The following is a 20,448-nucleotide window of genomic DNA, read 5'->3' on the forward strand; positions in this document are numbered from 1 at the left end:
GTCAGGCCGAATGCGATAACTCATCGTATTCCTGTTCGAATTGCGTCGCGAGCGCCTGGTTAGAGTAGCGGTATTCGCCGGTCACCTCGCGGCCAATCCAGTCCGGCAATTCCGGATCGTCGCTTTCGTCTTCCATCTCGACTTCGGCGATCACCAGGCCGCGATGCATGCCGCGAAAAACGTCGACTTCCCAGACGAAGCCTTTGAAGGGAACCTTGTAGCGGATCTTTTCTATGACCAGACCGATGGCATTGCCGAGCAGCTCTTCGGCATCGGCGACGGGGATTTCATATTCGAATTCATCCCGGATCATCGCCTTGCCGATCTTCATCGTCAGGGTCGCGACCGTGTGGTTCGTCAGGCGAACGCGAACGGAACGATCGTCCATCGAGGCGACATAGGCCTGCCGTAGGGTGAGTTTCTCGGAAACGAGGTCTCGCCAATGATCGCCACGGACCAGAAACTTTCGCTCGATCTCTTTTGCCATATGCTCGACATGCTCCGCCCGCATCCCATTTAAATAGACTAACGTAACTTATCGGCATTTCCTACCCGTTGTATTCAAACTTAGCTTTTGTCTCGACAAGGACCCTCGGGAAGGCTATTCGGAAACCGGATTTCAATCGTTTTAAGGGAGCACGCCGACCATGGGCGAGAAAACCGAAAAGCTTCTTTCCATCCTGAAACTGCAGCCTGTCGTCCCCGTCCTCATCGTGGAAGATGCGAAGTCGGCCGTTCCGCTCGCCCGCGCGCTTGTCGCCGGCGGCTTGAAGGCGATCGAGATTACGCTGCGGACCGCCGGTGCACTGGATGCCGTTCGGGCCGTCGCCGAGGAAGTCGAAGGCGCCGAAGTGGGCGCCGGTACGATCCTGAATGTCGCGCAGTGGGAAGCTGCCGTCGAGGCCGGCTCCAAATTCATCGTCAGCCCCGGCACCACGCAGGAACTTCTTGATGTGGCCCGCACCTCCCACGTTCCGCTGCTGCCGGGTGCGGCGACGGCGAGCGAAGTCATGGCGTTGCGTGAGGAAGGCTACAAGGTGCTGAAGTTCTTCCCGGCCGAACAGGCTGGCGGCGCTGCCTATCTGAAGGCACTGTCTTCGCCGCTGGCCGGCACGCTGTTCTGCCCGACCGGCGGCATTTCGCTGAAGAACGCCCATGATTACCTGTCGCTGCCGAACGTCATCTGTGTCGGCGGCTCCTGGGTTGCGCCGAAGGAACTGGTCGCGGCCGGCGATTGGGCCGGGATCACCAAGCTCGCCGCCGAAGCCGCCGCGCTGAAGGGCTGAGCCTTCCTGAAAAGTCGATTAAAGGGCGTGCATGGCTTCATGCGCGCCCTTTTTGCTTTTCAGCGGATTTGTATTTGCGGTCCTACCTTCCTATCTCCCTCTCGCAATTTCGTTTGCGCATGATCTCGTCCCAAAACCGCTGCGTACTGGGATCATGCTTCACAAAGGACGGAGGACCATCCACATGATCGACGCCCGCAAGCTTCTGGACCAGTTCCTCGGATCGCAAGTTCCGGGAATGCAGGGAAGCGTGAGAGACAAGGCGAGCGAGGCCATCAATCTCGCCAGGGACAATCCGCTGGCGACCAGCGCCATCGCCGGCGTGCTGCTGGGCACGAAGACTGGCCGCGACATTGCCGGCAACGTACTGACGCTCGGTGGTCTCGCCGCCATCGCCGGGCTCGGCTATCAGGCCTACAAGAACTATCAGGCCGGCAATGCACCACAGCCGGCGCCGCAGCCTGCCCAGCAGGCGGAGCCGCAATTTCTGCCGCCGCCTTCCAATTCCGGCTTCAGCACTGCGCCGGCGATTGCCAGCAATGATTTTGCACTTTCGCTGGTCCGCGCCATGATCGCCGCGGCTCGCGCCGATGGGCATATCGACGATGCCGAGCGGCAGCATATTCTCGGCAAGGTGCACGAAGCGGGCGTCGGTGCTGAAGCGGAAGCCTTTTTCGAGCGCGAGCTTGCCAATCCCGTCGATCTCGACGCCATCGTCGCATCGGCGCAAACGGAAGAGCAGCGCGTGCAGGTCTACGCTGCGTCGCGCCTGGCGATCGAGCCGGATTCGCGGGCGGAGCGCGGCTATCTCGATCTTCTCGCCGGCCGGCTCGGTCTCCCCGACGCGCTGGTCGATCACATCGAAGCGACGGTCGTGAGCGCCAAGGTCTGATCGTTGCCAGGAAAGGGCCGGTTGCCTTTCGCGGGCGGCTGGCCTAAGCCTTCGCCGGAAAGTAAGCAGCAGTGCGCGGAGGATTGGCCATTTTGACGGATAAGAAAAGCGAAACCCGCTCCACGGCGATCGCCGCCGCCATTATCCTGCTGGCCGCCATGGTGCTGCTGTACCTGATGCCGGATATCATCCTCCGGCTCGGCGATGTTTCGCCATGGCTCGGCACCGGCTTCGGCGTCCTCGTCATCCTTGCGTTCTTCCTGGTCTTCTGGCTGAGAGCCCGCTACCAGAGGCGCAACAGCCGGTAGTCCGCAGCGTCAAGTCTGCAGCGATGCGCCGAGCAGAACGATGCCGGTGCAGATGACCAGCAGCGCGCCAAGAATCTCAATGCCATTGCCGACCCACATCGAGAGCCTCGAGCCGCGACCGGTGAAGTGCACGGCGGTGCCCTTGGCGAAGACAGCGATGATGGCGAGCAGCGACACGGTCAGCGCCGTGCCGACCGACATGGCGATGACGGATAGCAAGCCGCCGAGATAGAGCCCGTTCAGCATCGAGAAGGTCATGACCAGCAGGGCGCCGGAACAGGGGCGCAAGCCGACGGTGATGATCGCCGACCAGGCCTCGCGGACACTGAAATTTTCATTCGACAGCATTTTCGGATCCGGCAGATGCGAATGGCCGCAGGTCTCGCAGACCATGCCATTGCCCGCATCATGCGTCGGATCGTCACAATTATAGCGGTTGCCCGTCTGCGGCGCTGCGCGGAAGTGCGATAGCCTTTGGGCGGGAGCGGAGCCGTTCGGAGCATCTTCGAATAGCGACATGCTGATCGGGCCGACCGATGTCGCGAGCTGCACTTCCTGGCGCTGTGGCCGGGCCTGGATCATCGAGCGCAGCTTGCGGAACAGCAGCCAGCCGCCAAAGATGATCACCATCACGAAGCTGGTGATCTCCATCGCATTGGTGGCCATCGTCATGGTGATGCCCGAGCCGCGCAGCACGAAATAAGCGGCACCGACGACGAGGACGGCGACGAGGCCCTGGATGAAGGCCGAAATGAACGAGATGATGATGCCGCGCTTCAGCTCGATCTCGTTGGCGACCATGTAGGAGGAGATGACGGCCTTGCCGTGGCCGGGGCCGGCGGCATGGAAGATGCCGTAGGCGAAGGAGAGGCCGATCAGCGTCCAGAGCTGCCAAGGGTCCTGGCGCATGGCCTCGATGGATTTGGTGAGCGCCCGATAGAAGGCCTGCTGCTCGTAATTCACATAGAGAAAGATCGGCGCCAGCGGCCCTCCGACCGGCTGGAAGCTCGGCTCCGCCGTGCCGATACCGAGCGGCGATCCGGTGGCGTGGGCGAGGCTTGCCATCGCTAGGAAGGCGAGGGCCATAGCCGGAAGCAACCGCGCTATCCGGAACGTCAGCATTGAACGTCTAACCGCGTTGCGAAGAGCTTCGACATGGTCGTTCCCGTCGGATCGTTGAAGAAGGCATCCGTCAAAGTCGACTTGTTTTCGGCGATGACCTCGTCCGGATTGGGGCGCACGACCTTTTGCGTGCAGCCTTTGAAGCCATCGCCCTCTGTCACCAGCTCATTGTCGCTGGGGAAATCGATCGAGGTATAGAGTGTAGGATCGTAGATGCCGAAGCTCAGCTTGTTGCCCTTGAGCGGCATCGGTTCGGACGGCTTGACGGCAAAGAACATCAGGAGCTGGCCGTCCCTGTAGTCGACATTGATGATGTCGGGCTTGTTCACCTTGATGGCTTTGCCGTTCAGCGTCAGGTTTGTGTAGTAGTCGTAGTCGGCGAGCGAATCGCGCACCGTTTTGCCGACTTCCTTGAGCTCGTCCGGATCGAGCTTCAGATTGGTGTTCTTGTCGAAATCCATCAGCACCGAGGAGGAGAAGACCTCGTCGAAGCGCCAGACATTGCGTAGCTCCTGCACGGCGCCGTCGGAGCCCGCCAGCACTTCCAGCCGCGCTTCCACGAAGATATGCGGATGCGCCGATGCCGCAACAGGCGCGAGCATCAGACCTCCGGCGAGGGCTGCAATAGAGATAGGCGTGGATTTTCTCATGCGTCCGATGTGCTTCGCGAGCATTGATTCACCTCGACTTCTGGTCAGGAAATGAGACGGAATTGGGACCGGTTGGCAGAGCTGAAGGGCTCAGCCGTGCTTGCGGAACCAGCTATGGAGGTAGTCGACGAAGATGCGCACCTTGGCCGGGAGATAACGACGGTGCGGATAGACAGCATAAATGCCGCGATCGGTCGGAAGATAATCGTTGAACAGCGTCAGCAACTGCCCGCTTTCGATCGCCTTGCGGCCGATGAAGTCCGGCACGACGGCAATGCCCAAGCTTGCCAAAGCCGCGCGCAGCGTCGCATGCGGGCTATTGACTTCGAGCGTGCCATTGATCGCGACATTAAAGGTCGAGCTGTCGGCATCGACGAAGCGAACATTGCCCTGTGAGCGATTGTTGGTGTCGATAATGAAAGGCACACGCGCAAGATCGCTCGGATGCTCCAGCGTCGGATAACGATCGAGGAATTCCTGGGTTGCACAAAGATGAACGCGGAAATCCGAGATCTTGCGGGCGATCATGCCGGAATCCTCAAGCTTGGTGACGCGCACTGCAACGTCGAAGCCTTCCTCGATCAGATCGACGAATCGATCTTCGGCGGCGATCTCCAGCGCGAGATCGGGGTTCTCCCTGGCGAAGTCGATCAGCGATTGCCCGACATCGGCGTCGACAAAGGTACGCGGCACGGAAACACGAAGCCGCCCTTTAAGCTGCTGATTGTTCTCGCGCACGAGATCGGCGAGATTGTCGATTTCTTTCAATATGTCGGAAGCGGTGCGGTAATAGGTGTGGCCGGCCTCGGTCATCGAGAATTGCCGGGTGGTGCGATTGAGCAGAAGCGCGCCAAGCTCATCCTCGAGCTCTCGGACATATTTGGAGAGCAGCGCCTTGGAGCGTCCGGTTTTCCTGGCGGCCGCGGAGAAACCTTCTGCTTCGACCACGTCGATGAAGGCGCGAATCCGGGTCAAAGTGTCCATGGCGAAGCCCTCGTTAACTGTCGCAAGTTATTGAACAAAATGCGCCGATTTGTTCAATTATTTTTTTCGGGCATAGGCGAAAAAAATTCTTGATTATGTCGGCGAATATTCCTATTTCGGGTTCAGCCCAAAGTCGCACGTGCCCGTGGGTGTCCGCCGATCCTCGATGTGGTGAGAAAATCGGTAAGGTACCTGGAATTAACCCCTCCAGTCGCTATTCCGGCCAACCGGAAAATGCGAGGACATCTGAAGCAACGACGGTGCGGGCCTTTTTGTTCTCTCCCGGCTTTCCATCAGCCGGGGTTACTGAAGAGGCACACCTTCATTGCCGGAAGTGCGGTTGGGATTATCCCTCCAATCCATGGCAGACAAAGCGAATTAGCGCCGCTTGCGGCACTCGTTCATCATCCGCGCTTCGCGCATTTGCACGGTTCCGGGGTCTCCACCGGCTGGTACCTGAGCGAATGAGCGTCGCCCTTTGTCCTCTGGGTCTTTTTCCCGGAGCTTTTGGAATTGAAAAGGGAATTGACATGACCACGCAACGTATTCGCGACTTTCTCGCTACCCGACGTCCGGACGGTCCCTGCCTGGTGGTTGATCTCGATGTCGTCCGCGACAATTTTCACGCCTTCCGTCATGCCATGCCGGACAGCGCCATCTATTACGCCGTCAAGGCCAACCCGGCTCCGGAAGTGCTGCGCCTGCTGGCAAGCCTCGGCTCCAACTTCGATTGCGCGTCCGTCGCTGAAATCGAAATGGCGCTCGACGCCGGTGCGACCCCTGCCCGCATCTCCTTCGGCAACACGATCAAGAAGGAACGCGATATCGCCCGTGCGCATGCACTCGGCATCAACCTCTTTGCCGTCGATAGCCACGAGGAAGTCGAGAAGATTTCCCGTGCCGCTCCCGGCGCTCGTGTGTTCTGCCGCGTCCTGACGGATGGTGAAGGCGCCGAATGGCCGCTGTCGCGCAAGTTCGGCTGCGTTCCGCAGATGGCTGTCGACGTTCTCGTCTATGCCCATCAGCTCGGTCTGGCATCCTACGGCGTGTCGTTCCACGTCGGCTCGCAGATGACCAAGGTCGATGCCTGGGATGCGGCTCTCGCCGATGCCAAGCGCGTCTTCGTCTCGCTCGCCAAGCAGGGCATTCACCTGCAGATGGTCAACATGGGCGGCGGTTTCCCGACCAAGTACCTGCGTGACGTTCCGTCGGCGGAAGCATACGGCAAGGCGATCTTTGCGGCTCTGCGCGCCCATTTCGGCAACCAGATCCCGCACACCATCATCGAGCCGGGCCGCGGCATGGTCGGCAATGCCGGCGTGATCAAGGCTGAAGTCGTCCTGATTTCGAAGAAGTCGGACAACGATGCCGCTCGCTGGGTCTTCCTCGACATCGGCAAATTCGGTGGTCTCGCCGAAACCATGGACGAGGCGATCCGCTATCCGATCCGCACCGAGCGCGACGCCGACGAGATGGAAGCCTGCATCATTGCCGGTCCGACCTGCGATTCGGCCGACGTGCTCTACGAGAAGAACCTCTATCCGCTGCCCGTGACGCTCACGATCGGCGACGAGGTCCTGATTGAAGGCACGGGCGCCTATACGACGACCTACTCGGCTGTAGCGTTCAACGGCTTCGACCCGCTGAAGGCCTACATCATCTAAGATCCCGTAAGGATCTAAACTCCGACAAAGCCGCCCCCGTAGCCAGCCGGGGCGGCACACTCACAATAGTTTGTCACCACCGCTGATAACGGTATTGGGCACGGGAGGCCGAGATGGCCGCTGTTCTTGATTCTGTCCGCGCATTCTTTGCGCCGTCCACTTTCACCCTCGACCTGGAAAACGCAGGTGATGTCGTCGCTCGCGAAAATCTGCTTGATCGCGTCATGGGCGCCGATCGCCGCAAGAAGTCGTCCGAAAAGCTTCGCCGTGGCCGCGTTCCGGCCGAGGGCCTGGCGCTTGTCGCCCGCGATCGCGCCGGCCATGTCATCGGCACCGTTCGCCTGTGGAACGTCGAAGCTGGCGTCGATCGTGAGACCCGCCCGGTCGATGCGCTGCTGCTCGGCCCGCTGGCGGTCGATGGCGCCCACGAAGGCAAGGGTGTCGGCTCGGCGCTGATGCGTGCCGCCATCCTCGAAGCCAAGAAGCGCGGCCATGGCGCCATCCTGCTCGTCGGCGATGCGCCCTATTACGAGCGTTTCGGCTTCTTCGCCGAAAAGGCGCGCCATCTCGTCATGCCTGGCCCATTCCAGCGCGACCGTTTCCTCGCACTGGAACTCAAGGATGGTTGGCTGGGCAGTGCCGTCGGCATGATCGTCGCCAGCGGCCGCAAGCTGGCCCAGCCGCCGGTCGCCAAGGCAGCCTGAGGTTTCAGATCCGCCTTCGCCCGTTCGGGCGGAGGCGTTTCTATTTGGCCGCCTTCACCCCATCCTTAGCCGGGTCGTAACCATCCGTCAGCGTCTTCAGAAACGCGACGACATCGGCGATTTCCGTATCGTTCAGAGCCGGCGCATCGCCTGGCTTGCGGTTCAACGGCGCGTCGATGACGTCGATATTGGCCTGATATTGCGCCGGAAGATCGTTGTATTTCTGTGCCTTCCCGCCGGCGTCCTTCGGGTAGATCTCGTCGGGATTGGTGTCCCGCTTGACATAGAAGCGGGTGACGTCCTCCAGCAAGCGGTAGACGCCATTGTGGAAGAAGACATGGCGGCTGGCGACATTGCGTAGCGTCGGTGTCTTGAACAGTCCGCAATTCTGCGGCTGGGCGGAATAAGTGTCGTTGCGTAGCGGGCCGCAGATGCCGGTGTCGTAATAATGCGCGTCGGCATTGGCTGGAATGTCCGGATTGCGCGGTGCGCCAAGCGCCTCGAATTCGAAATCGGTGAAGTTCGGCATCTGGCCGTCGCCCGTCATCTTGTCGAGATGGCAAGAGGCGCAGTTACCCTTGTTGGGATCATCGAACAGTTTCAGCCCGCGCATTTCGGCGTCTGATAACATCGCCTTGCCGCGCAGATAATAGTCGTATTTGCTCGAATAGGGATGGAAGGAGGGCTCTTCGATCTGGTAGCGGGCGAGCGCAAAACCGGCTTCGGCGATCGTCATATCCTGATCGTTGAGGACATTATTGCCGAAGAGGGCGCCGATGTCCTTGCCGTAGCCCTGTTTCAGCTTGGCATAGACGGCGGCTGCATCGGCATTGGCCATCTCGAAGGGCGAGATCATCGGCTGCAGCGCTTGTTCCTCCAGCGAGTCGACACGGCCGTCCCAGAACATGCCGCCTTGCGGCACCAGATCGGGCGCGTTCGAATTGGCTTTGACGACGGCCTGTGCGGTCAGTGGCCCCGCGACCGTCGCCGGGGTGTTTGCAAGCGCCACGCCGGAGGCTTCGGTCATTGGGGCTGCCTCGGCCGCCTCGTCGGCAGCACTTTCCGCGCCGACGGAGAAGGAAGGCGTCGACATCTTATAGGCGAGGCTCGGCACTGCGCGGATGCCCGGCTTATCGAAATGCGGGCCGCCGAGCTGCACGGCGCGGTCATTGGCCGGTGCATAGTGATTGCTGGGATCATGGCAGGTGGCGCAGGACATCTGGCCGCCGCCTGACAGTGAGGGATCGTAGAACAGCTTCCGGCCGAGCTGTGCGACGGCGCTCAGCGAAGCCGTGTCGTCATAGGTATTTGCCGCGACGGCATTAGCGGCGGGTTCGCTTGCCAAGCCGATGGTCGCCCCCGCGAGCGAGATGCTCGCGAGTGCGATCAGGGGGAGGAAACTGTGCTTCATGTTCAAGGACATTGTCCATCCCCCTTATTTTCAGCTTAGGAAGCGCTATTGCCGGTCTTCGTGTCGAGGATCAGCTTCTGTGCATCGGCCTTCGACCAGTCGAACATGTTGTTCAGCGAGCCGGAGATGGCATCGAACGAGCCGCCACCGAGACGTTCGCCGCCCATCCAGTTGTCTTCGATGAAGCGCATGACGGAGGTCTGGTCGGTCAAAGTATGGTCGACGAAGTTGACCTTGGAGTAGGGCGAGATAACCAACAGCGGCTGGCGCGTGCCGTAGCCACAACGGCCCTGGGCCGGCTGGCCGTTGACGCCCGGCAGCGGCGTGCCGGTCGAGCAGCCATCTCCGTTCAGCACGTCATAACCCTTGACGCCAAGCTTCGATGGATTGACGACGGCGTGGGCATGGTCATACCAGCCGTCGGAATCGTCGTAGAGGACGATGATAGCGGTGTCTTTCCAGTCCGGCGAATTCTGAACGGTGTTGACCACCTGGGTGACGAACTCCTGCTCGTCGAGCGGATCAGAATAGCCGGCATGGCCGTCCTGATAGGCCGGCGCCTTCAGGAAGCTGACGGTCGGCATGTTGCCGTTCTTCAGGGCCGCGTAGAAGTCCGTCACATCATACTGGTGGTTGGCTGCGTCGGTGGTGCCGATTGCAGCGACCGAGGACGGGCGCGCATGCGTCGGGTTGGCGGTCGAGGCGTAGTACTGGAACGGCTGGTGATGCGGGATATAGTCAGCGCTGTTGACCTGGGTGACGGTCGAGGTCGTCGCGCGCTTGCAGCCCGTCGTGCCGTCCCCATTCGTCACCGTCAGGTCGAAGCCGCCTTCGAAGAAGCCCCAGGTGATGTTGTGTTCGTTCAGCATGTCGCCGATGTTCTTGCCGTACATCAGCCCTGTCTGGCCGACCGAGCAGACATCGCCGGTCGGATCGAAGTCGCTGATGACGGTCCAGCCGCCATTGCCGTCGGGCACGATGCGGCCCTTGGAATAGGTGCCGTCCTTCTCCAGCGCATAGCCGGGCGGCAGGATGGCGCCGTTGGTCTGGCCGGAGATGAGGTTCAGCGCGCCGGGGGTCGACGGGCCGAAATTGGTGGAGAAGGAATTGTCGTTCAGGGCATAGTGCTGAGCGTAGTTCCAGAGCGCCGTGACGGTGTTGCCGTCATAATAGCCCATGACCTGGCCCTTGGTGCCGAAAGCGCCGGCAGCACCCTTGGTGCCCCTGCCGGTATTGGCCGGGAAAAGGTCCATGGCGAAGTTGTTGTAGGCCGCCTGCTCGGCGGTGTAGCCGTGGTTCTGCGATTGGGTCGCTGCCTGCGTGCGGTCGAGGCGGAACGGGGCGGCCGCATCGGCTCCGTTTGCCGCGTTGGTCTTATTCGGATTGTTGTCGAGAAGACCGGCATTGGCCAGCGTGTTGATATCGGTCGACGTGTTGTCGGCGGCCTTGAATGCCGGCTCACCGTCGACGTTTGCGGCCTTGGGGTAGGTCGCGAAATAGTGGTCGAAGGAGACGTTTTCCTGGAAAACGACGATCAGATGCTTGATCGGCGTCGCCGTATTCGTCGGCGGCGCCTTGTCGGCGGCACCGGCGGTGGAACAGAGCGAAAGCAGAGTAAGCGCGCTGCCGGCGGCAAGGGCGGCGCGACGCGAAAGACAGATCATTGCCATATCCTCTCGAGTGGGGGCTTTGCCCCGACGCTTAAGGTGCGCCGCGCCGAGGCGGAAGGAACCATGCCGGGCTAGCAAGCGCATATGACAGTTCCGTGAAGGGGGCGGCGGGAGAGGGAGGCGTTGCCCATGAAGGACGCAACTAAAGGGTTGTTTTTGCTGACATGAAAAAGGAGGTCGCGGACAGGTGTTGCGGATGCCCGTATCCTGCTACCTTATGTCACGGCTGACATTGATGCGATCCACCCGCCCCCGCCCTTCGAGGGTCGCTTCGCTCCCGCCTCAGGGTGAGGGCTGATCTTTTGGCTCCGGCCGCAACGGGCTATCGTTCGGTCTCTACTTTACTGTGACGACGAGCCCACTCCGCCTCATCCTGAGGCGCGTAGCCCGTCGGGCGCAGCCTCGAAGGACGAGGCGGCCACTGACGTTCAGGGACTAAAGCTAGATATTCTGATCCATCGTCTCGGCCGGTATCTCATCGGCGCGATGGATGCGAACGACGGTCGCGGGAACGCCGGCGACGGTGCAGTGGGCCGGGACCGGCTTTACCACGACGCTACCGGCCGCGACCTTGCTGAAGGCGCCGACTTCGATGTTGCCGAGGATCTTTGCGCCGGCGCCGATCATCACGCCATGGCGGATTTTCGGATGCCGGTCGCCGGTTTCCTTGCCGGTGCCGCCGAGCGTGACGTTCTGCAGGATCGAGACTTCATCCTCGATAACGGCAGTCTCGCCGATGACAATGCCGGAGCCGTGATCGAGCATGATGGACGAGCCGATCCTCGCCGCCGGATGAATATCCGGGCCGAAGACGAGCGAGGCCAGGTTGGAAAGCCAACTGGCGATTTCCGGTCGGCCCTCCGTCCAGAGCGCGTGGGCGATGCGGTGGGTCTGCAGGGCGTGGAAGCCTTTGAGATTCAGGAGCGCATGCAGATAGGTCGTGCAGGCGGGATCGCGGGTGCGGACCGCGACGAGATCGGCCTCCGTCGCCTGGAGGATTGCGGCATGCCGCGTCAGCACATCATGGAACAGGGCGAAAAGAGCGTCGGTTTCGATGCCGGCGACGGAAAGCCGGGCGACCAGGACATTGGCGAGGCTTTCGGCATCCGACTGCGTCGCGATGATCTGCGCTGCGAGCAGCGGGCGCAAGGTCGGCTCGCGGCCGGCGAGGTCGGCCGCTTCATGGCGGATTACGTCCCAGACGCTGCCGGCTAAGGCAGGGGAATGTCCGGCGATTGCCGTTCCTGTCTGGGACATAACCATATCTTTCTGATCAAGCGGAAACGTCAACCACGCCGCAATCGCCGGTTTCGGAGGCAAAGGCGAGCAGCTTGCCGGATTTGCTCCAGCTCATCGAGGTGATCGCACCTTTGCCTGGACGGCGCAAGAGCGCTTCCTTGGAGTCGCCAATGCGCACCGCCAGGATCATGCCGTCGATGAAGCCGATCGCCAGGATGTCCTCCGTCGGATGAAACTTGACCGAGGTCGCCATGATGTTGCCGCGAGTGCCGAGTTCCAGCGGCGCCTTGCCCATCGGGCCGTCCTTGCCCTGAAACGGCCAGACGATCGCCGCGGGTGCGCCGGAGGAGGCAAGCCACTTGCCCTTGTTGGACCAGGAGAGCGATTTCACTTTGGCTGGATAGCCGGTCATGCGCATGTGCCTGGCCTCGGCGCCGGGCTTCGTATCCATCTTCCAGCCGTGCAGGGCGTTTTCCTGCATGGTCGTGACCACGAACTGACCGTCTGGCGAGAAGGTGACGCCGGTATGGGCGCCCTTCCATTCGAGATTGATCGGCTGCCCGGCCATGCCGACCCAATGCAGTGACACGCCGTTATAGCGCGCGACCGCGATGCGCAGGCCCTTCGGCGCGAAGGCGATGCCTTCGACGGTGCGCTCCTCGGCAAATTCCTTGATCGAGCCGTCTGCCAGCCGCACGAAGCTGCTTTTCCCGTAGGCATAAGCAACCGCGCCCTGCGGGCCGGCGGCGAGCTGGGTGATCCATTTGCGCGGCGCCTCGGCAAGCACGGTAACGCCGCCGTCAGCGGCAATCCGGAGAACCTTCCCGTCCTCGCCGCCGGAAATCAGGCTGTCGCTGTAGGGATCGCGAACACAGGTGAGCATGCCCTGATGGGCTTCGGTCACCTTCTCGCCGCCTTCCAGCCGATGGATCGCGCCGGCGGCACTGGCGAAGAAAGGGGTGTCACCTAAAAATTCGACGGCCAGAACGTGGCCGTCGATATCAAGCGGAGCAACAGTCGGCATCAGGCGGCCGCCTCGCAGGCCTTGAAGCTCTTTTCCAGCTTTTCGCGGTCGAGTTCGCGGCCGATGAAGACCAAGCGGCTCTCATGCTTTTCGCCATCCTTCCAGGGGCGCTGGTGATCGCCCTCGATGATCATGTGGACGCCCTGGACGACGTAGCGCTCGGCGTCGCCCTTGAAGGCGATGATGCCCTTGAGGCGCAGAATGTTCGGGCCGTCGGTCTGCGTGACCTTCTGGATCCACGGGAAGAAGCGCTCCGGATTCATCTCGCCGCCACGCAGCGAGACCGACTGCACCGTTACGTCATGAATGGCCGACAGGCTATGGTGATGGTGGTCGTGATCATGATCATGATCATGGTGGTGATGGTCGTGATCATGATCATGATTATGGTCATGGTCATGATGGTGATGATCGCAATCCGGGCCGCAGACATGATCTTCATGGCCGTGCTCGAGGAAATGCGGATCGTTTTCCAAGGCGCGCTCGAGGTTGAAAGCACCCTGGTTCAGAACGCGGGCGAGATCGACGCCGGAGCGGGTGGTCTTGTAGACGCGGGCGGCCGGATTGATGGCGCGGACGATATCTTCGATCTGCGCCAGCTCTTCCGCAGAGACGAGATCGGACTTGTTGATGACGACGACGTCGGCGAAGGCGATCTGGTCTTCGGCCTCGCGGCTGTCCTTCAGGCGTAGCGGCAGGTGCTTGGCATCGACAAGGGCGACGACGGCGTCGAGCTCGGTCTTGGCGCGGACATCGTCATCCATGAAGAAGGTCTGCGCGACGGGAACCGGATCGGCAAGGCCGGTGGTCTCGACGATAATGCCGTCGAAGCGGCCCGGACGGCGCATCAGACCTTCGACGACGCGGATGAGGTCGCCGCGCACCGTGCAGCAAACGCAGCCATTGTTCATCTCATAGATTTCCTCGTCCGATTCGACGATCAGATCGTTGTCGATGCCGATCTCGCCGAACTCATTGACGATGACTGCGTATTTCTTGCCGTGGTTTTCGGAGAGGATACGGTTCAGCAGCGTCGTCTTGCCGGCGCCGAGGTAGCCGGTGAGAACGGTGACGGGAATGGGCTTCTGCGTGGCTGTTTCGGTCATGGGAGCCTCGAAATATCGGAGTTTTCTCCGGAGAGCGGAAAATGATCGGCTTCCATATAAGGAGTTGGCGGCGTCAGTTCAAAGGCTTTTGTATGTTATAAGATCACATCAGGTTTGGAGTGGCGGGTTCGATGTCGGTCTGAGAGAAATCGTTTCCGACGAAGAAGAGGGCAGCCACAAGTGATCGGCTATCTCAACGCCTCCACATCAAACTCATCGACATCCCGCAAAAGCTCCACCAATCCCTGCACCGCATGGCCGATCAGCCGCTCACCCTTCTCCGCAGTCGCAGCACTGGCGTTGCCGGCTACGCCCTCTTTGCTCAGATCAGACATCCTCCAGCCGAAGGCGTGCTGGCCATAGGCTCGCAGGTGCTTGAAGCGCCTGATGAAATCGGATTGCTGCGAAGGGAAATCGGCAGCCTTGGTCATGTCGACCCTCTCCGGGTTGAGTGCCAGCATTGCCGATGTTTCGATATCGCCACCGTGGATATCGATGGCCTTGTTCTCCGGCGCGATCAGCCCTTCAGGTACGCCAAAGCGTGTCCAACTGGTCGCGACGGCCAGCATGTCGAAGCGAACGCGTGCTTCCGTCGCGACGATGGTCATCAAGGGCGAGTTGCCGCCGTGAGCGTTCAGCATGACGAATTTGCGGATGCCGAGATGGTGCATGTTTTCGGCGATATCAAGCCATCGATTGACAGCGTCGTCGAAGGCGAGTGTTTTGGTACCGGCGATATCCATATGCTCGATGGAATAGCCGACCGGCTCGACGGGCAGGAAAGTGACGGGCAAATCAGATGGTAGGGCAGTCTTCAGGCGGGCGACGATGCCCTCCGCAATCAAGGTGTCGGTCTCGAAAGGCAGATGGGGCCCGTGTTGTTCATGGGCGCCAAGCGGCAGGACGACGATCCAATTTGCCCGTTCTGTTGGCGTCAGCGTCCTATCATTGTCATCGAAACGCGGCATAGGCTGTGCCATCTGCGGATGTGCCTCTTGTTTATGTCAATAACCTGCGCAATGTCATACCGTGATGCTGCAGCGGCGGAAAGATCAACGGAATCACGATGGGTAAGAAGAACAAGGACGGAAAAAAAGGTAAGTCGGGTAAGAAGAAGGATCACGGCGACTACACGCTTGCCGATTTGTCGCCGGCATTGACGCAGGCGGCGCGGTCGATGCGCACGGTTCTGACCCGCAACCTGACTGCAAGTGGCCTTTACGCGGGCCAGGATGGCGTCATCCTCGCGCTGGCGGAGAGCGATGGCCTGCCGGCGGGGACGCTGGCGCAGAAGCTCGGCGTCAAGGCGCCGACCATGACCCGCACGATCGGGCGCATGGAGGCGCAGGGCTTCGTCGAGCGGCGGCCCGATGCCGCGGACGCCCGGTTGACAAAGGTCTATCTCACCGAGATCGGGCGCAACAGCGTCACCGAGATTACAAGTTCGGCCGCGGCTTGCGACGAACTCGCCACTCGCGGTTTTTCGGAGAAGGATGTCCGTTCGCTCGTGCGTCTGTTGAAGGCGATCGACGGCAATCTTCAGGCCGGCGACCATGACGAAGATGATGGGGAATTCTGAGCTCCCTTGAGGATTCAAGTTGCACGGCGCGATTTAAGCTTTTAATTAAAGTTTTTAAATTCCGGATTCGTGAGGCGCCGGGATCATATATTTGGCTGCGTTTCACGAGGAGGGGAGCGCATGGCGCAAAAGATAAAGCTTTCGACCATTGCGGAAACGCTGGGTATTTCAACGGCGACCGTATCCCTTGCCTTACGCGACAGTCCGCTGGTGGCGGTGAATACGCGCGAGAAGATCAAGGACCAGGCGCGCACGCTCGGCTATATCTACAACCGCCGTGCGGCGAGCCTCAGGACATCGCGTTCCGGAATTATCGGCGTCGTCGTGCATGACATCATGAATCCGTTCTACGGCGAGATTCTGAAGGCGATCGAAAGCGAGCTCGACCGCAGCCGTCATACATTCATTCTCTCCAACCACTATGATTCGGTCGAGAAGCAGCGGACCTTCCTCGAAACCCTGCTGCAGCTCGGCGGCGACGGCATCATCATGTCGCCGGCAATCGGCACGCCGCCGGAGGATTTCGATCTGGCGGAGGAAAACGGCATGCCGGCCATCCTCGTCGCCCGTTCGATGGAGGGGCTGGACCTGCCGACCTTTCGCGGTGACGACAGCTATGGCATTTCGCTCGCGACGAACCATCTGATCAGCCTCGGTCACCGCACCATCGCGATGATCGGCGGCACGGACCAGACCTCAACCGGCCGTGATCGTTACCAGGGCTATGTGAACGCTCTGCGCAAGGCGGGCATCGAGGTCGATCCCAATCTGCGCATTCCCGGCGCTCGTTCCAAGCAGGGCGGTTTCGAGGCGGCGGTACATCTCCTGTCACTGCCGCAGAAGCCGACGGCCGCCGTCTGCTGGAACGATCTGGTGGCGATCGGTTTGATGAACGGCATTTCCCGCGCCGGCCTTGTGCCGGGCAAGGATATTTCTGTGACCGGCTATGACGATCTGGAAGAGGCGGCGATCGCGACTCCGGCGCTGACGACGGTGTGGAACGGTCAGGCCGAGGTCGGAAGGCTTGCGGCGCGCGCGCTTTTGGATAGGCTTGCCGGCAGCCATGAGCCGGATGGAATTCATCTCATCAAGCCGGAAATGCGCATCCGTCAGTCGACATCTCCCTATCAGGCGCGCCAATAGCGTCGAACCCGCATCTTCAAGAGGAAAGATCATGTCCGATAATCGCATTGCCGTCCTCGTTCCGGGGAAGATACACCCGCGTGTTCTCGAAACGCTCAAAGGCCGCTTCGATATCATTGCGCTGGACTCCGGCGAGAGCCCGAAGGTCGATGCTGAGACGGCGGCGCGTGTGCGTGGCGTGGCGGTGTCCGGCGGTTTCAATGCCGTCTGGATGGATGCCTTCCCCAATATCGAAGTCATCGCCAATCTCGGTGTTGGCTATGACGGCGTCGATGTCGGGCATGCGGCCTCGAAAGGCATCGTGGTTACGAACACGCCCGATGTGCTGAACGATGAGGTGGCCGATACGGCCATCGCGCTGTTGCTGAATACGATACGACAATTTCCAAATGCGGAAACCTGGCTGCGCGAGGGACGCTGGGTGAAGGAAGGAGCCTTTCCGCTCTCGCCTTTCTCCCTGAAGGGACGTCGCGTCGGCATCTACGGCCTCGGCCGCATCGGCCTGGAGATTGCCAGACGGCTGGAGCCGTTCAAGGTGAAGATCGGCTATCACACGCGCTCGCCGCGCGACTCGTTGCCTTACGATTACTATCCGACCCTGAAGGAGATGGCACAATCGGTGGACACGTTGATTTCCATCGTTCCGAAGACGCCGGAGACGCATAAGGTGATCAATGCTGAGGTACTATCGGCACTTGGGCCGCAGGGCGTGTTCATCAATGTTGGACGCGGCTGGTCGGTGGATGACGACGCGCTGATCGCCGCCCTTCGGAACGGCACGCTTGGTGCTGCCGGCCTCGATGTTTTCTACGACGAGCCGAACGTTCCCTCAGCTTACCTCTCTCTGCCGAATGTCTCGCTGCTGCCGCATGTAGCATCTGCCTCGGTGCCGACGCGCAACGCCATGGCCGATCTCGTGGCGGACAATATCATCGCGTGGTTCGGCAACGGCAACCCGTTGACGCCGGTGCCGGAAACACCAGTAAAATCAAAAGCTTGATCAAACGGCCTGCTGGTGGCGAGGGGTTGCCAAAGGCTGCTCCTTGCTCGCCGCATAATCGCGCACCGCATCGCCGAAGGCGGCAAACAGCTTGCGCGAAGGCGAATCCGTTTCCGCCCAATATTCCGGGTGCCACTGCACGCCGACGGCGAAAGCCTTGGCGTCGATGACCGAGACGGCTTCGATCGTGCCGTCTTCGGCGATCGCTTCCACTTGCAGCCGCGGCGCCGTTTCGGCGATTGCCTGGCGGTGCAGCGAGTTGACCCGCACTTCGCCTGGGCCGATGACGCGGGCGATGCAGGAGCCTTCCTTGACGAACACGCTCTGGCGGATCGAATACATCGTGTCGCGATCGACATTCGGCGGTTTGCGGTGATCCCATATGCCCGGCTGTTCCTGGATTTCGCTGGCGAGCGTGCCGCCCAATGCGACGTTCAGCTCCTGAATGCCGCGACAGATGGCGAGCATTGGGATGGCACGATCGATGGCGCGGCGAATGAGCGGCAGCGACGTCGCGTCGCGGGCCGGATCGAAGGGGCCGTCGCTTTCGAGCGCTTCCTTGCCGTAGAGCGAGGGATGTACGTTGCTGGCGGAACCGGAGACGAGCAGGCCGTCGACGCGATCGAGAATGGCGTCGATATCGTTGCCGTCTTCCAGCGCGGGGACGATCAGTGCCGTCAGGCCGGCGGCATTGACGGCTGCCCGGATATATTGCTGCTGCACCGCATGCCAGGTCACACCATCGAATTCGCGGAGATCGGCAGGAATGGCGATGATCGGTCTGGGCATGCAAGGCTCCGGAGAATTGCGAGACAATCGGGGATCGGTTGGGACCCCGGAACGAATATGGTGTCGATGCCGAGGCCCGTCAAATCTAAGCGAAGAGCGGGACTTCGGCAACGCGGAATGGTTGCGGGCGAGCTTTGTCTCTATTCGTCATAACGATGTACAGGAATCGCCATAATGCAGTGCAAAAGCAACCTTGAAAGACAATGCATGGCGTGGTTAGCTCCAGCGCTTGCGCCATGAGCGGGAGAGCATGTTTCCCGCAATGCCATATATACGGGAGGTTTCGATGGATCGCCGTTCGTTCATCAGGCGGGCCGGAGCGGTTGGCGCGGGCGTGGCCGCCTCGGCGCTCGCCAGTCCCGCTCTGGCTCAGGACTATCCGAAGATCAACTGGAAGATGACTTCCTCCTTTCCCAAGAGCCTGGATACGATCTATGGCGGTGCAGAAGACATCGCGACGCATGTTTCGGACGCGACGGGCGGTAATTTCGTCATCCAGACCTTTGAAGCCGGTGAGATCGTGCCAGGCGCGCAGGCGGTCGACGCGGTGAGCGCCGGCACCGTCGATGCGGCTCACACCTGTTCCTATTATTTCTGGAACAAGGACCCGACTTATGCCATCGGCACAGCTCTGCCTTTCGGCCTCAATGCCCGGCTTACCAATGCCTGGTTCTACCAGGGCAATGGCAACAAGCTGATGAACGAGTTTTATGCCACGCAGGGCATGTTCGGTCTGCCGGCGGGCAATACCGGCGCGCAGATGGGCGGCTGGTTCCGCAAGGAAATCAATACGCTGGACGATCTCAAGGGCTTGAAGATGCGCATTGCCGGCCTCGCCGGAAAGATCATCGAAAAGATCGGCATCGTGCCGCAACAGGATATTCCCATCAATGACGTCTACGCTGCGCTCGACAAAGGTACGATCGACGCCGTGGAGTGGGTCGGCCCTTATGACGATCTGAAACTCGGTTTCGAGAAGATCGCCAAATATTATTACTATCCCGGATGGTGGGAGGGCGGTGCCGTCGTGCACGCCTTCTTCAATTTGGAAAAATGGAACGCGCTGCCGAAGACCTATCAGACGATCCTCGCGGACGCCTGCGCTTTCGCCAACACCAATATGCTGGCGAAATATGATCTGAAAAATCCGCAGGCGCTGAAGGAGATCGTGCACCAGGGCGTAACGCTGCGCCCGTTCAGCCAGGAAATTCTCGAGGCCTGTTTCCAAGCGGCTACCGTAATTTATGCCGATCTCTCGAAATCCAACAATTATTTCAAGCGGATCTACGACGATCAAGTTGCTTACAAGAAGGACTCCTATCTCTGGATGCAACTTTCCGAATACACCTTCGATACTTTCATGATGATCCAGCAGCGGGCAGGTAAACTCTGAGCGATCGCCCCTCTATTTTCATTAGTTTATGTTTTAGTAATTGATGATTTAATAAGTATAGCCTGAGTAGAATCAGTTTTAACTGATTGCACGAATACGATGCAAAATATCACTCAAAATTAGTGTAAGTGACCGAGATGATTAGAAAATCCGTCCAGATACCCCCTATTTGGGCAATCAAATTTTAAAAACGTATGGCCCGCCCGTCTGCAAGAAGATTTTACGGTGTTCTGATCAGTCTGCGTCAACGTATACGGTCTCATGGGTCGCCCCCATGGCCAAGATGGACATCCGCGCGTCTAGAGCCCCATAAGTTTCTCGGCATCATGTGCCATTTTTTAAACCGGGCTTTCCAAACGCCGATCGACTGTCAGGCCATCTTCACGATCCTTCCTGCAAACCTCATTGGGCTACGTGTGCGATAGCATGTTCCGACCCAATTATGCCGTCGCTACCAGGTAACCGCGTTCGAAGCGTGTCTCTT

The 20,448-nt window shown here is 60.2% G+C and carries 20 protein-coding genes; 9 read left to right on the forward strand and 11 right to left on the reverse strand.

The window, feature by feature from the left end:
- Position 1: 1 nt before the first annotated feature.
- Positions 2-487, reverse strand: coding sequence for a CYTH domain-containing protein (locus tag PH547_RS23980; protein WP_104825212.1), 486 nt, complete (start codon positions 485-487; stop codon positions 2-4).
- Between the two features lie 160 nt (positions 488-647).
- On the opposite strand from PH547_RS23980, the gene PH547_RS23985 reads away from it, so the two are divergent.
- The 3 genes from PH547_RS23985 (at position 648) to PH547_RS23995 (ending at position 2,486) form a co-directional block, all read left to right on the forward strand.
- Positions 648-1,286 (forward strand): 2-dehydro-3-deoxy-phosphogluconate aldolase, encoded by a 639-nt coding sequence (locus tag PH547_RS23985; protein ID WP_104824316.1) that lies wholly within the window; start codon positions 648-650, stop codon positions 1,284-1,286.
- A gap of 184 nt (positions 1,287-1,470) precedes the next feature.
- Positions 1,471-2,178, forward strand: a complete 708-nt coding sequence (locus PH547_RS23990; protein WP_104824315.1) for a tellurite resistance TerB family protein — start codon at positions 1,471-1,473, stop codon at positions 2,176-2,178.
- Between the two features lie 92 nt (positions 2,179-2,270).
- Complete coding sequence (locus PH547_RS23995) at positions 2,271-2,486, forward strand: hypothetical protein (protein WP_199773488.1); 216 nt, start codon at positions 2,271-2,273, stop codon at positions 2,484-2,486.
- 9 nt (positions 2,487-2,495) lie between these two features.
- Here the strand turns inward: PH547_RS23995 and PH547_RS24000 are convergent, their stop codons facing one another.
- The 3 genes from PH547_RS24000 to PH547_RS24010 all read right to left on the reverse strand — a co-directional run bounded on the left by PH547_RS24000 (position 2,496) and on the right by PH547_RS24010 (position 5,242).
- Positions 2,496-3,608, reverse strand: coding sequence for a nickel/cobalt transporter (locus PH547_RS24000; RefSeq protein WP_104824313.1), 1,113 nt, complete (start codon positions 3,606-3,608; stop codon positions 2,496-2,498).
- Positions 3,602-4,258, reverse strand: a complete 657-nt coding sequence (locus PH547_RS24005; protein ID WP_199773487.1) for a DUF1007 family protein — start codon at positions 4,256-4,258, stop codon at positions 3,602-3,604. The genes PH547_RS24000 and PH547_RS24005 overlap by 7 nt, the downstream gene beginning before the upstream one ends.
- A gap of 90 nt (positions 4,259-4,348) precedes the next feature.
- A complete protein-coding gene (locus PH547_RS24010) occupies positions 4,349-5,242 on the reverse strand; it encodes a LysR family transcriptional regulator (protein ID WP_104824311.1) in 894 nt (297 codons plus the stop codon).
- 530 nt (positions 5,243-5,772) lie between these two features.
- Between PH547_RS24010 and odc2 the strand changes: the two genes are divergently transcribed.
- Both odc2 and PH547_RS24020 read left to right on the forward strand, forming a co-directional pair.
- Entirely contained in the window at positions 5,773-6,906 is a 1,134-nt protein-coding gene (gene odc2, locus PH547_RS24015) for an ornithine/lysine decarboxylase (protein WP_104824310.1), read from the forward strand.
- A gap of 113 nt (positions 6,907-7,019) precedes the next feature.
- The gene (locus PH547_RS24020; protein ID WP_285169601.1) at positions 7,020-7,610 is read left to right on the forward strand and encodes a GNAT family N-acetyltransferase; all 591 of its coding nucleotides are present in this window, start codon (positions 7,020-7,022) and stop codon (positions 7,608-7,610) included.
- A 40-nt stretch (positions 7,611-7,650) separates the two neighbouring features.
- On the opposite strand, the gene PH547_RS24025 is transcribed toward PH547_RS24020, so the two are convergent.
- The 6 genes from PH547_RS24025 to PH547_RS24050 form a co-directional block, all read right to left on the reverse strand.
- The gene (locus tag PH547_RS24025; protein ID WP_285169602.1) at positions 7,651-9,033 is read right to left on the reverse strand and encodes a cytochrome-c peroxidase; all 1,383 of its coding nucleotides are present in this window, start codon (positions 9,031-9,033) and stop codon (positions 7,651-7,653) included.
- Positions 9,034-9,056: 23 nt separating this feature from the next.
- Positions 9,057-10,685: a phospholipase C gene (locus PH547_RS24030; protein ID WP_285169603.1), complete on the reverse strand. Its 1,629-nt coding sequence runs from the start codon at positions 10,683-10,685 to the stop codon at positions 9,057-9,059.
- 447 nt (positions 10,686-11,132) lie between these two features.
- Positions 11,133-11,948, reverse strand: coding sequence for a serine O-acetyltransferase (gene cysE / locus PH547_RS24035; RefSeq protein WP_285169604.1), 816 nt, complete (start codon positions 11,946-11,948; stop codon positions 11,133-11,135).
- Positions 11,949-11,964: 16 nt separating this feature from the next.
- Positions 11,965-12,954, reverse strand: coding sequence for a WD40 repeat domain-containing protein (locus tag PH547_RS24040; RefSeq protein ID WP_285169605.1), 990 nt, complete (start codon positions 12,952-12,954; stop codon positions 11,965-11,967).
- On the reverse strand, positions 12,954-14,060 hold the full coding sequence (locus tag PH547_RS24045) for a CobW family GTP-binding protein (protein ID WP_285169606.1): 1,107 nt from the start codon (positions 14,058-14,060) through the stop codon (positions 12,954-12,956). The genes PH547_RS24040 and PH547_RS24045 overlap by 1 nt, the downstream gene beginning before the upstream one ends.
- A gap of 188 nt (positions 14,061-14,248) precedes the next feature.
- Positions 14,249-15,040 carry a creatininase family protein gene (locus PH547_RS24050; protein WP_104824303.1) on the reverse strand — a complete coding sequence of 264 codons (792 nt, stop codon included), beginning with the start codon at positions 15,038-15,040 and terminating at the stop codon, positions 14,249-14,251.
- 86 nt (positions 15,041-15,126) lie between these two features.
- On the opposite strand from PH547_RS24050, the gene PH547_RS24055 reads away from it, so the two are divergent.
- The 3 genes from PH547_RS24055 to PH547_RS24065 all read left to right on the forward strand — a co-directional run bounded on the left by PH547_RS24055 (position 15,127) and on the right by PH547_RS24065 (position 17,782).
- Positions 15,127-15,639, forward strand: coding sequence for a MarR family winged helix-turn-helix transcriptional regulator (locus PH547_RS24055; RefSeq protein WP_104824302.1), 513 nt, complete (start codon positions 15,127-15,129; stop codon positions 15,637-15,639).
- A 120-nt stretch (positions 15,640-15,759) separates the two neighbouring features.
- Positions 15,760-16,782 (forward strand): LacI family DNA-binding transcriptional regulator, encoded by a 1,023-nt coding sequence (locus PH547_RS24060; protein WP_104824301.1) that lies wholly within the window; start codon positions 15,760-15,762, stop codon positions 16,780-16,782.
- A 31-nt stretch (positions 16,783-16,813) separates the two neighbouring features.
- Positions 16,814-17,782 (forward strand): 2-hydroxyacid dehydrogenase, encoded by a 969-nt coding sequence (locus PH547_RS24065; protein WP_104824300.1) that lies wholly within the window; start codon positions 16,814-16,816, stop codon positions 17,780-17,782.
- Here PH547_RS24065 and PH547_RS24070 read toward each other — a convergent pair whose 3' ends face one another.
- Positions 17,783-18,571, reverse strand: a complete 789-nt coding sequence (locus PH547_RS24070; RefSeq protein WP_104824299.1) for a gamma-glutamyl-gamma-aminobutyrate hydrolase family protein — start codon at positions 18,569-18,571, stop codon at positions 17,783-17,785. It abuts the gene before it with no gap.
- Between the two features lie 286 nt (positions 18,572-18,857).
- On the opposite strand from PH547_RS24070, the gene PH547_RS24075 reads away from it, so the two are divergent.
- The gene (locus tag PH547_RS24075; RefSeq protein WP_104824298.1) at positions 18,858-19,964 is read left to right on the forward strand and encodes a TRAP transporter substrate-binding protein; all 1,107 of its coding nucleotides are present in this window, start codon (positions 18,858-18,860) and stop codon (positions 19,962-19,964) included.
- The last annotated feature ends 484 nt before the right edge of the window (positions 19,965-20,448 follow it).

It is taken from the genome of Rhizobium cerradonense, assembly GCF_030182455.1.
In the GTDB taxonomy this organism is placed as follows: Bacteria; Pseudomonadota; Alphaproteobacteria; order Rhizobiales; family Rhizobiaceae; genus Rhizobium.

Excerpts from the sequence above, each read along its gene's own strand:
- PH547_RS24020 (WP_285169601.1), top strand. The coding sequence starts at position 7,020 with ATGGCCGCTGTTCTTGATTCTGTCCGCGCATTCTTTGCGCCGTCCACT.
- PH547_RS24070 (WP_104824299.1), bottom strand. The coding sequence starts at position 18,571 with ATGCCCAGACCGATCATCGCCATTCCTGCCGATCTCCGCGAATTCGAT.
- PH547_RS23990 (WP_104824315.1), top strand. The coding sequence starts at position 1,471 with ATGATCGACGCCCGCAAGCTTCTGGACCAGTTCCTCGGATCGCAAGTT.
- PH547_RS24010 (WP_104824311.1), bottom strand. The coding sequence starts at position 5,242 with ATGGACACTTTGACCCGGATTCGCGCCTTCATCGACGTGGTCGAAGCA.
- cysE (WP_285169604.1), bottom strand. The coding sequence starts at position 11,948 with ATGTCCCAGACAGGAACGGCAATCGCCGGACATTCCCCTGCCTTAGCC.
- PH547_RS24065 (WP_104824300.1), top strand. The coding sequence starts at position 16,814 with ATGTCCGATAATCGCATTGCCGTCCTCGTTCCGGGGAAGATACACCCG.
- PH547_RS24030 (WP_285169603.1), bottom strand. The coding sequence starts at position 10,685 with ATGATCTGTCTTTCGCGTCGCGCCGCCCTTGCCGCCGGCAGCGCGCTT.
- PH547_RS24005 (WP_199773487.1), bottom strand. The coding sequence starts at position 4,258 with ATGAGAAAATCCACGCCTATCTCTATTGCAGCCCTCGCCGGAGGTCTG.
- PH547_RS23985 (WP_104824316.1), top strand. The coding sequence starts at position 648 with ATGGGCGAGAAAACCGAAAAGCTTCTTTCCATCCTGAAACTGCAGCCT.
- PH547_RS24075 (WP_104824298.1), top strand. The coding sequence starts at position 18,858 with ATGGATCGCCGTTCGTTCATCAGGCGGGCCGGAGCGGTTGGCGCGGGC.
- PH547_RS24025 (WP_285169602.1), bottom strand. The coding sequence starts at position 9,033 with ATGTCCTTGAACATGAAGCACAGTTTCCTCCCCCTGATCGCACTCGCG.
- PH547_RS24045 (WP_285169606.1), bottom strand. The coding sequence starts at position 14,060 with ATGACCGAAACAGCCACGCAGAAGCCCATTCCCGTCACCGTTCTCACC.
- PH547_RS24040 (WP_285169605.1), bottom strand. The coding sequence starts at position 12,954 with ATGCCGACTGTTGCTCCGCTTGATATCGACGGCCACGTTCTGGCCGTC.
- odc2 (WP_104824310.1), top strand. The coding sequence starts at position 5,773 with ATGACCACGCAACGTATTCGCGACTTTCTCGCTACCCGACGTCCGGAC.
- PH547_RS24000 (WP_104824313.1), bottom strand. The coding sequence starts at position 3,608 with ATGCTGACGTTCCGGATAGCGCGGTTGCTTCCGGCTATGGCCCTCGCC.
- PH547_RS24055 (WP_104824302.1), top strand. The coding sequence starts at position 15,127 with ATGGGTAAGAAGAACAAGGACGGAAAAAAAGGTAAGTCGGGTAAGAAG.
- PH547_RS23980 (WP_104825212.1), bottom strand. The coding sequence starts at position 487 with ATGGCAAAAGAGATCGAGCGAAAGTTTCTGGTCCGTGGCGATCATTGG.
- PH547_RS24050 (WP_104824303.1), bottom strand. The coding sequence starts at position 15,040 with ATGGCACAGCCTATGCCGCGTTTCGATGACAATGATAGGACGCTGACG.
- PH547_RS24060 (WP_104824301.1), top strand. The coding sequence starts at position 15,760 with ATGGCGCAAAAGATAAAGCTTTCGACCATTGCGGAAACGCTGGGTATT.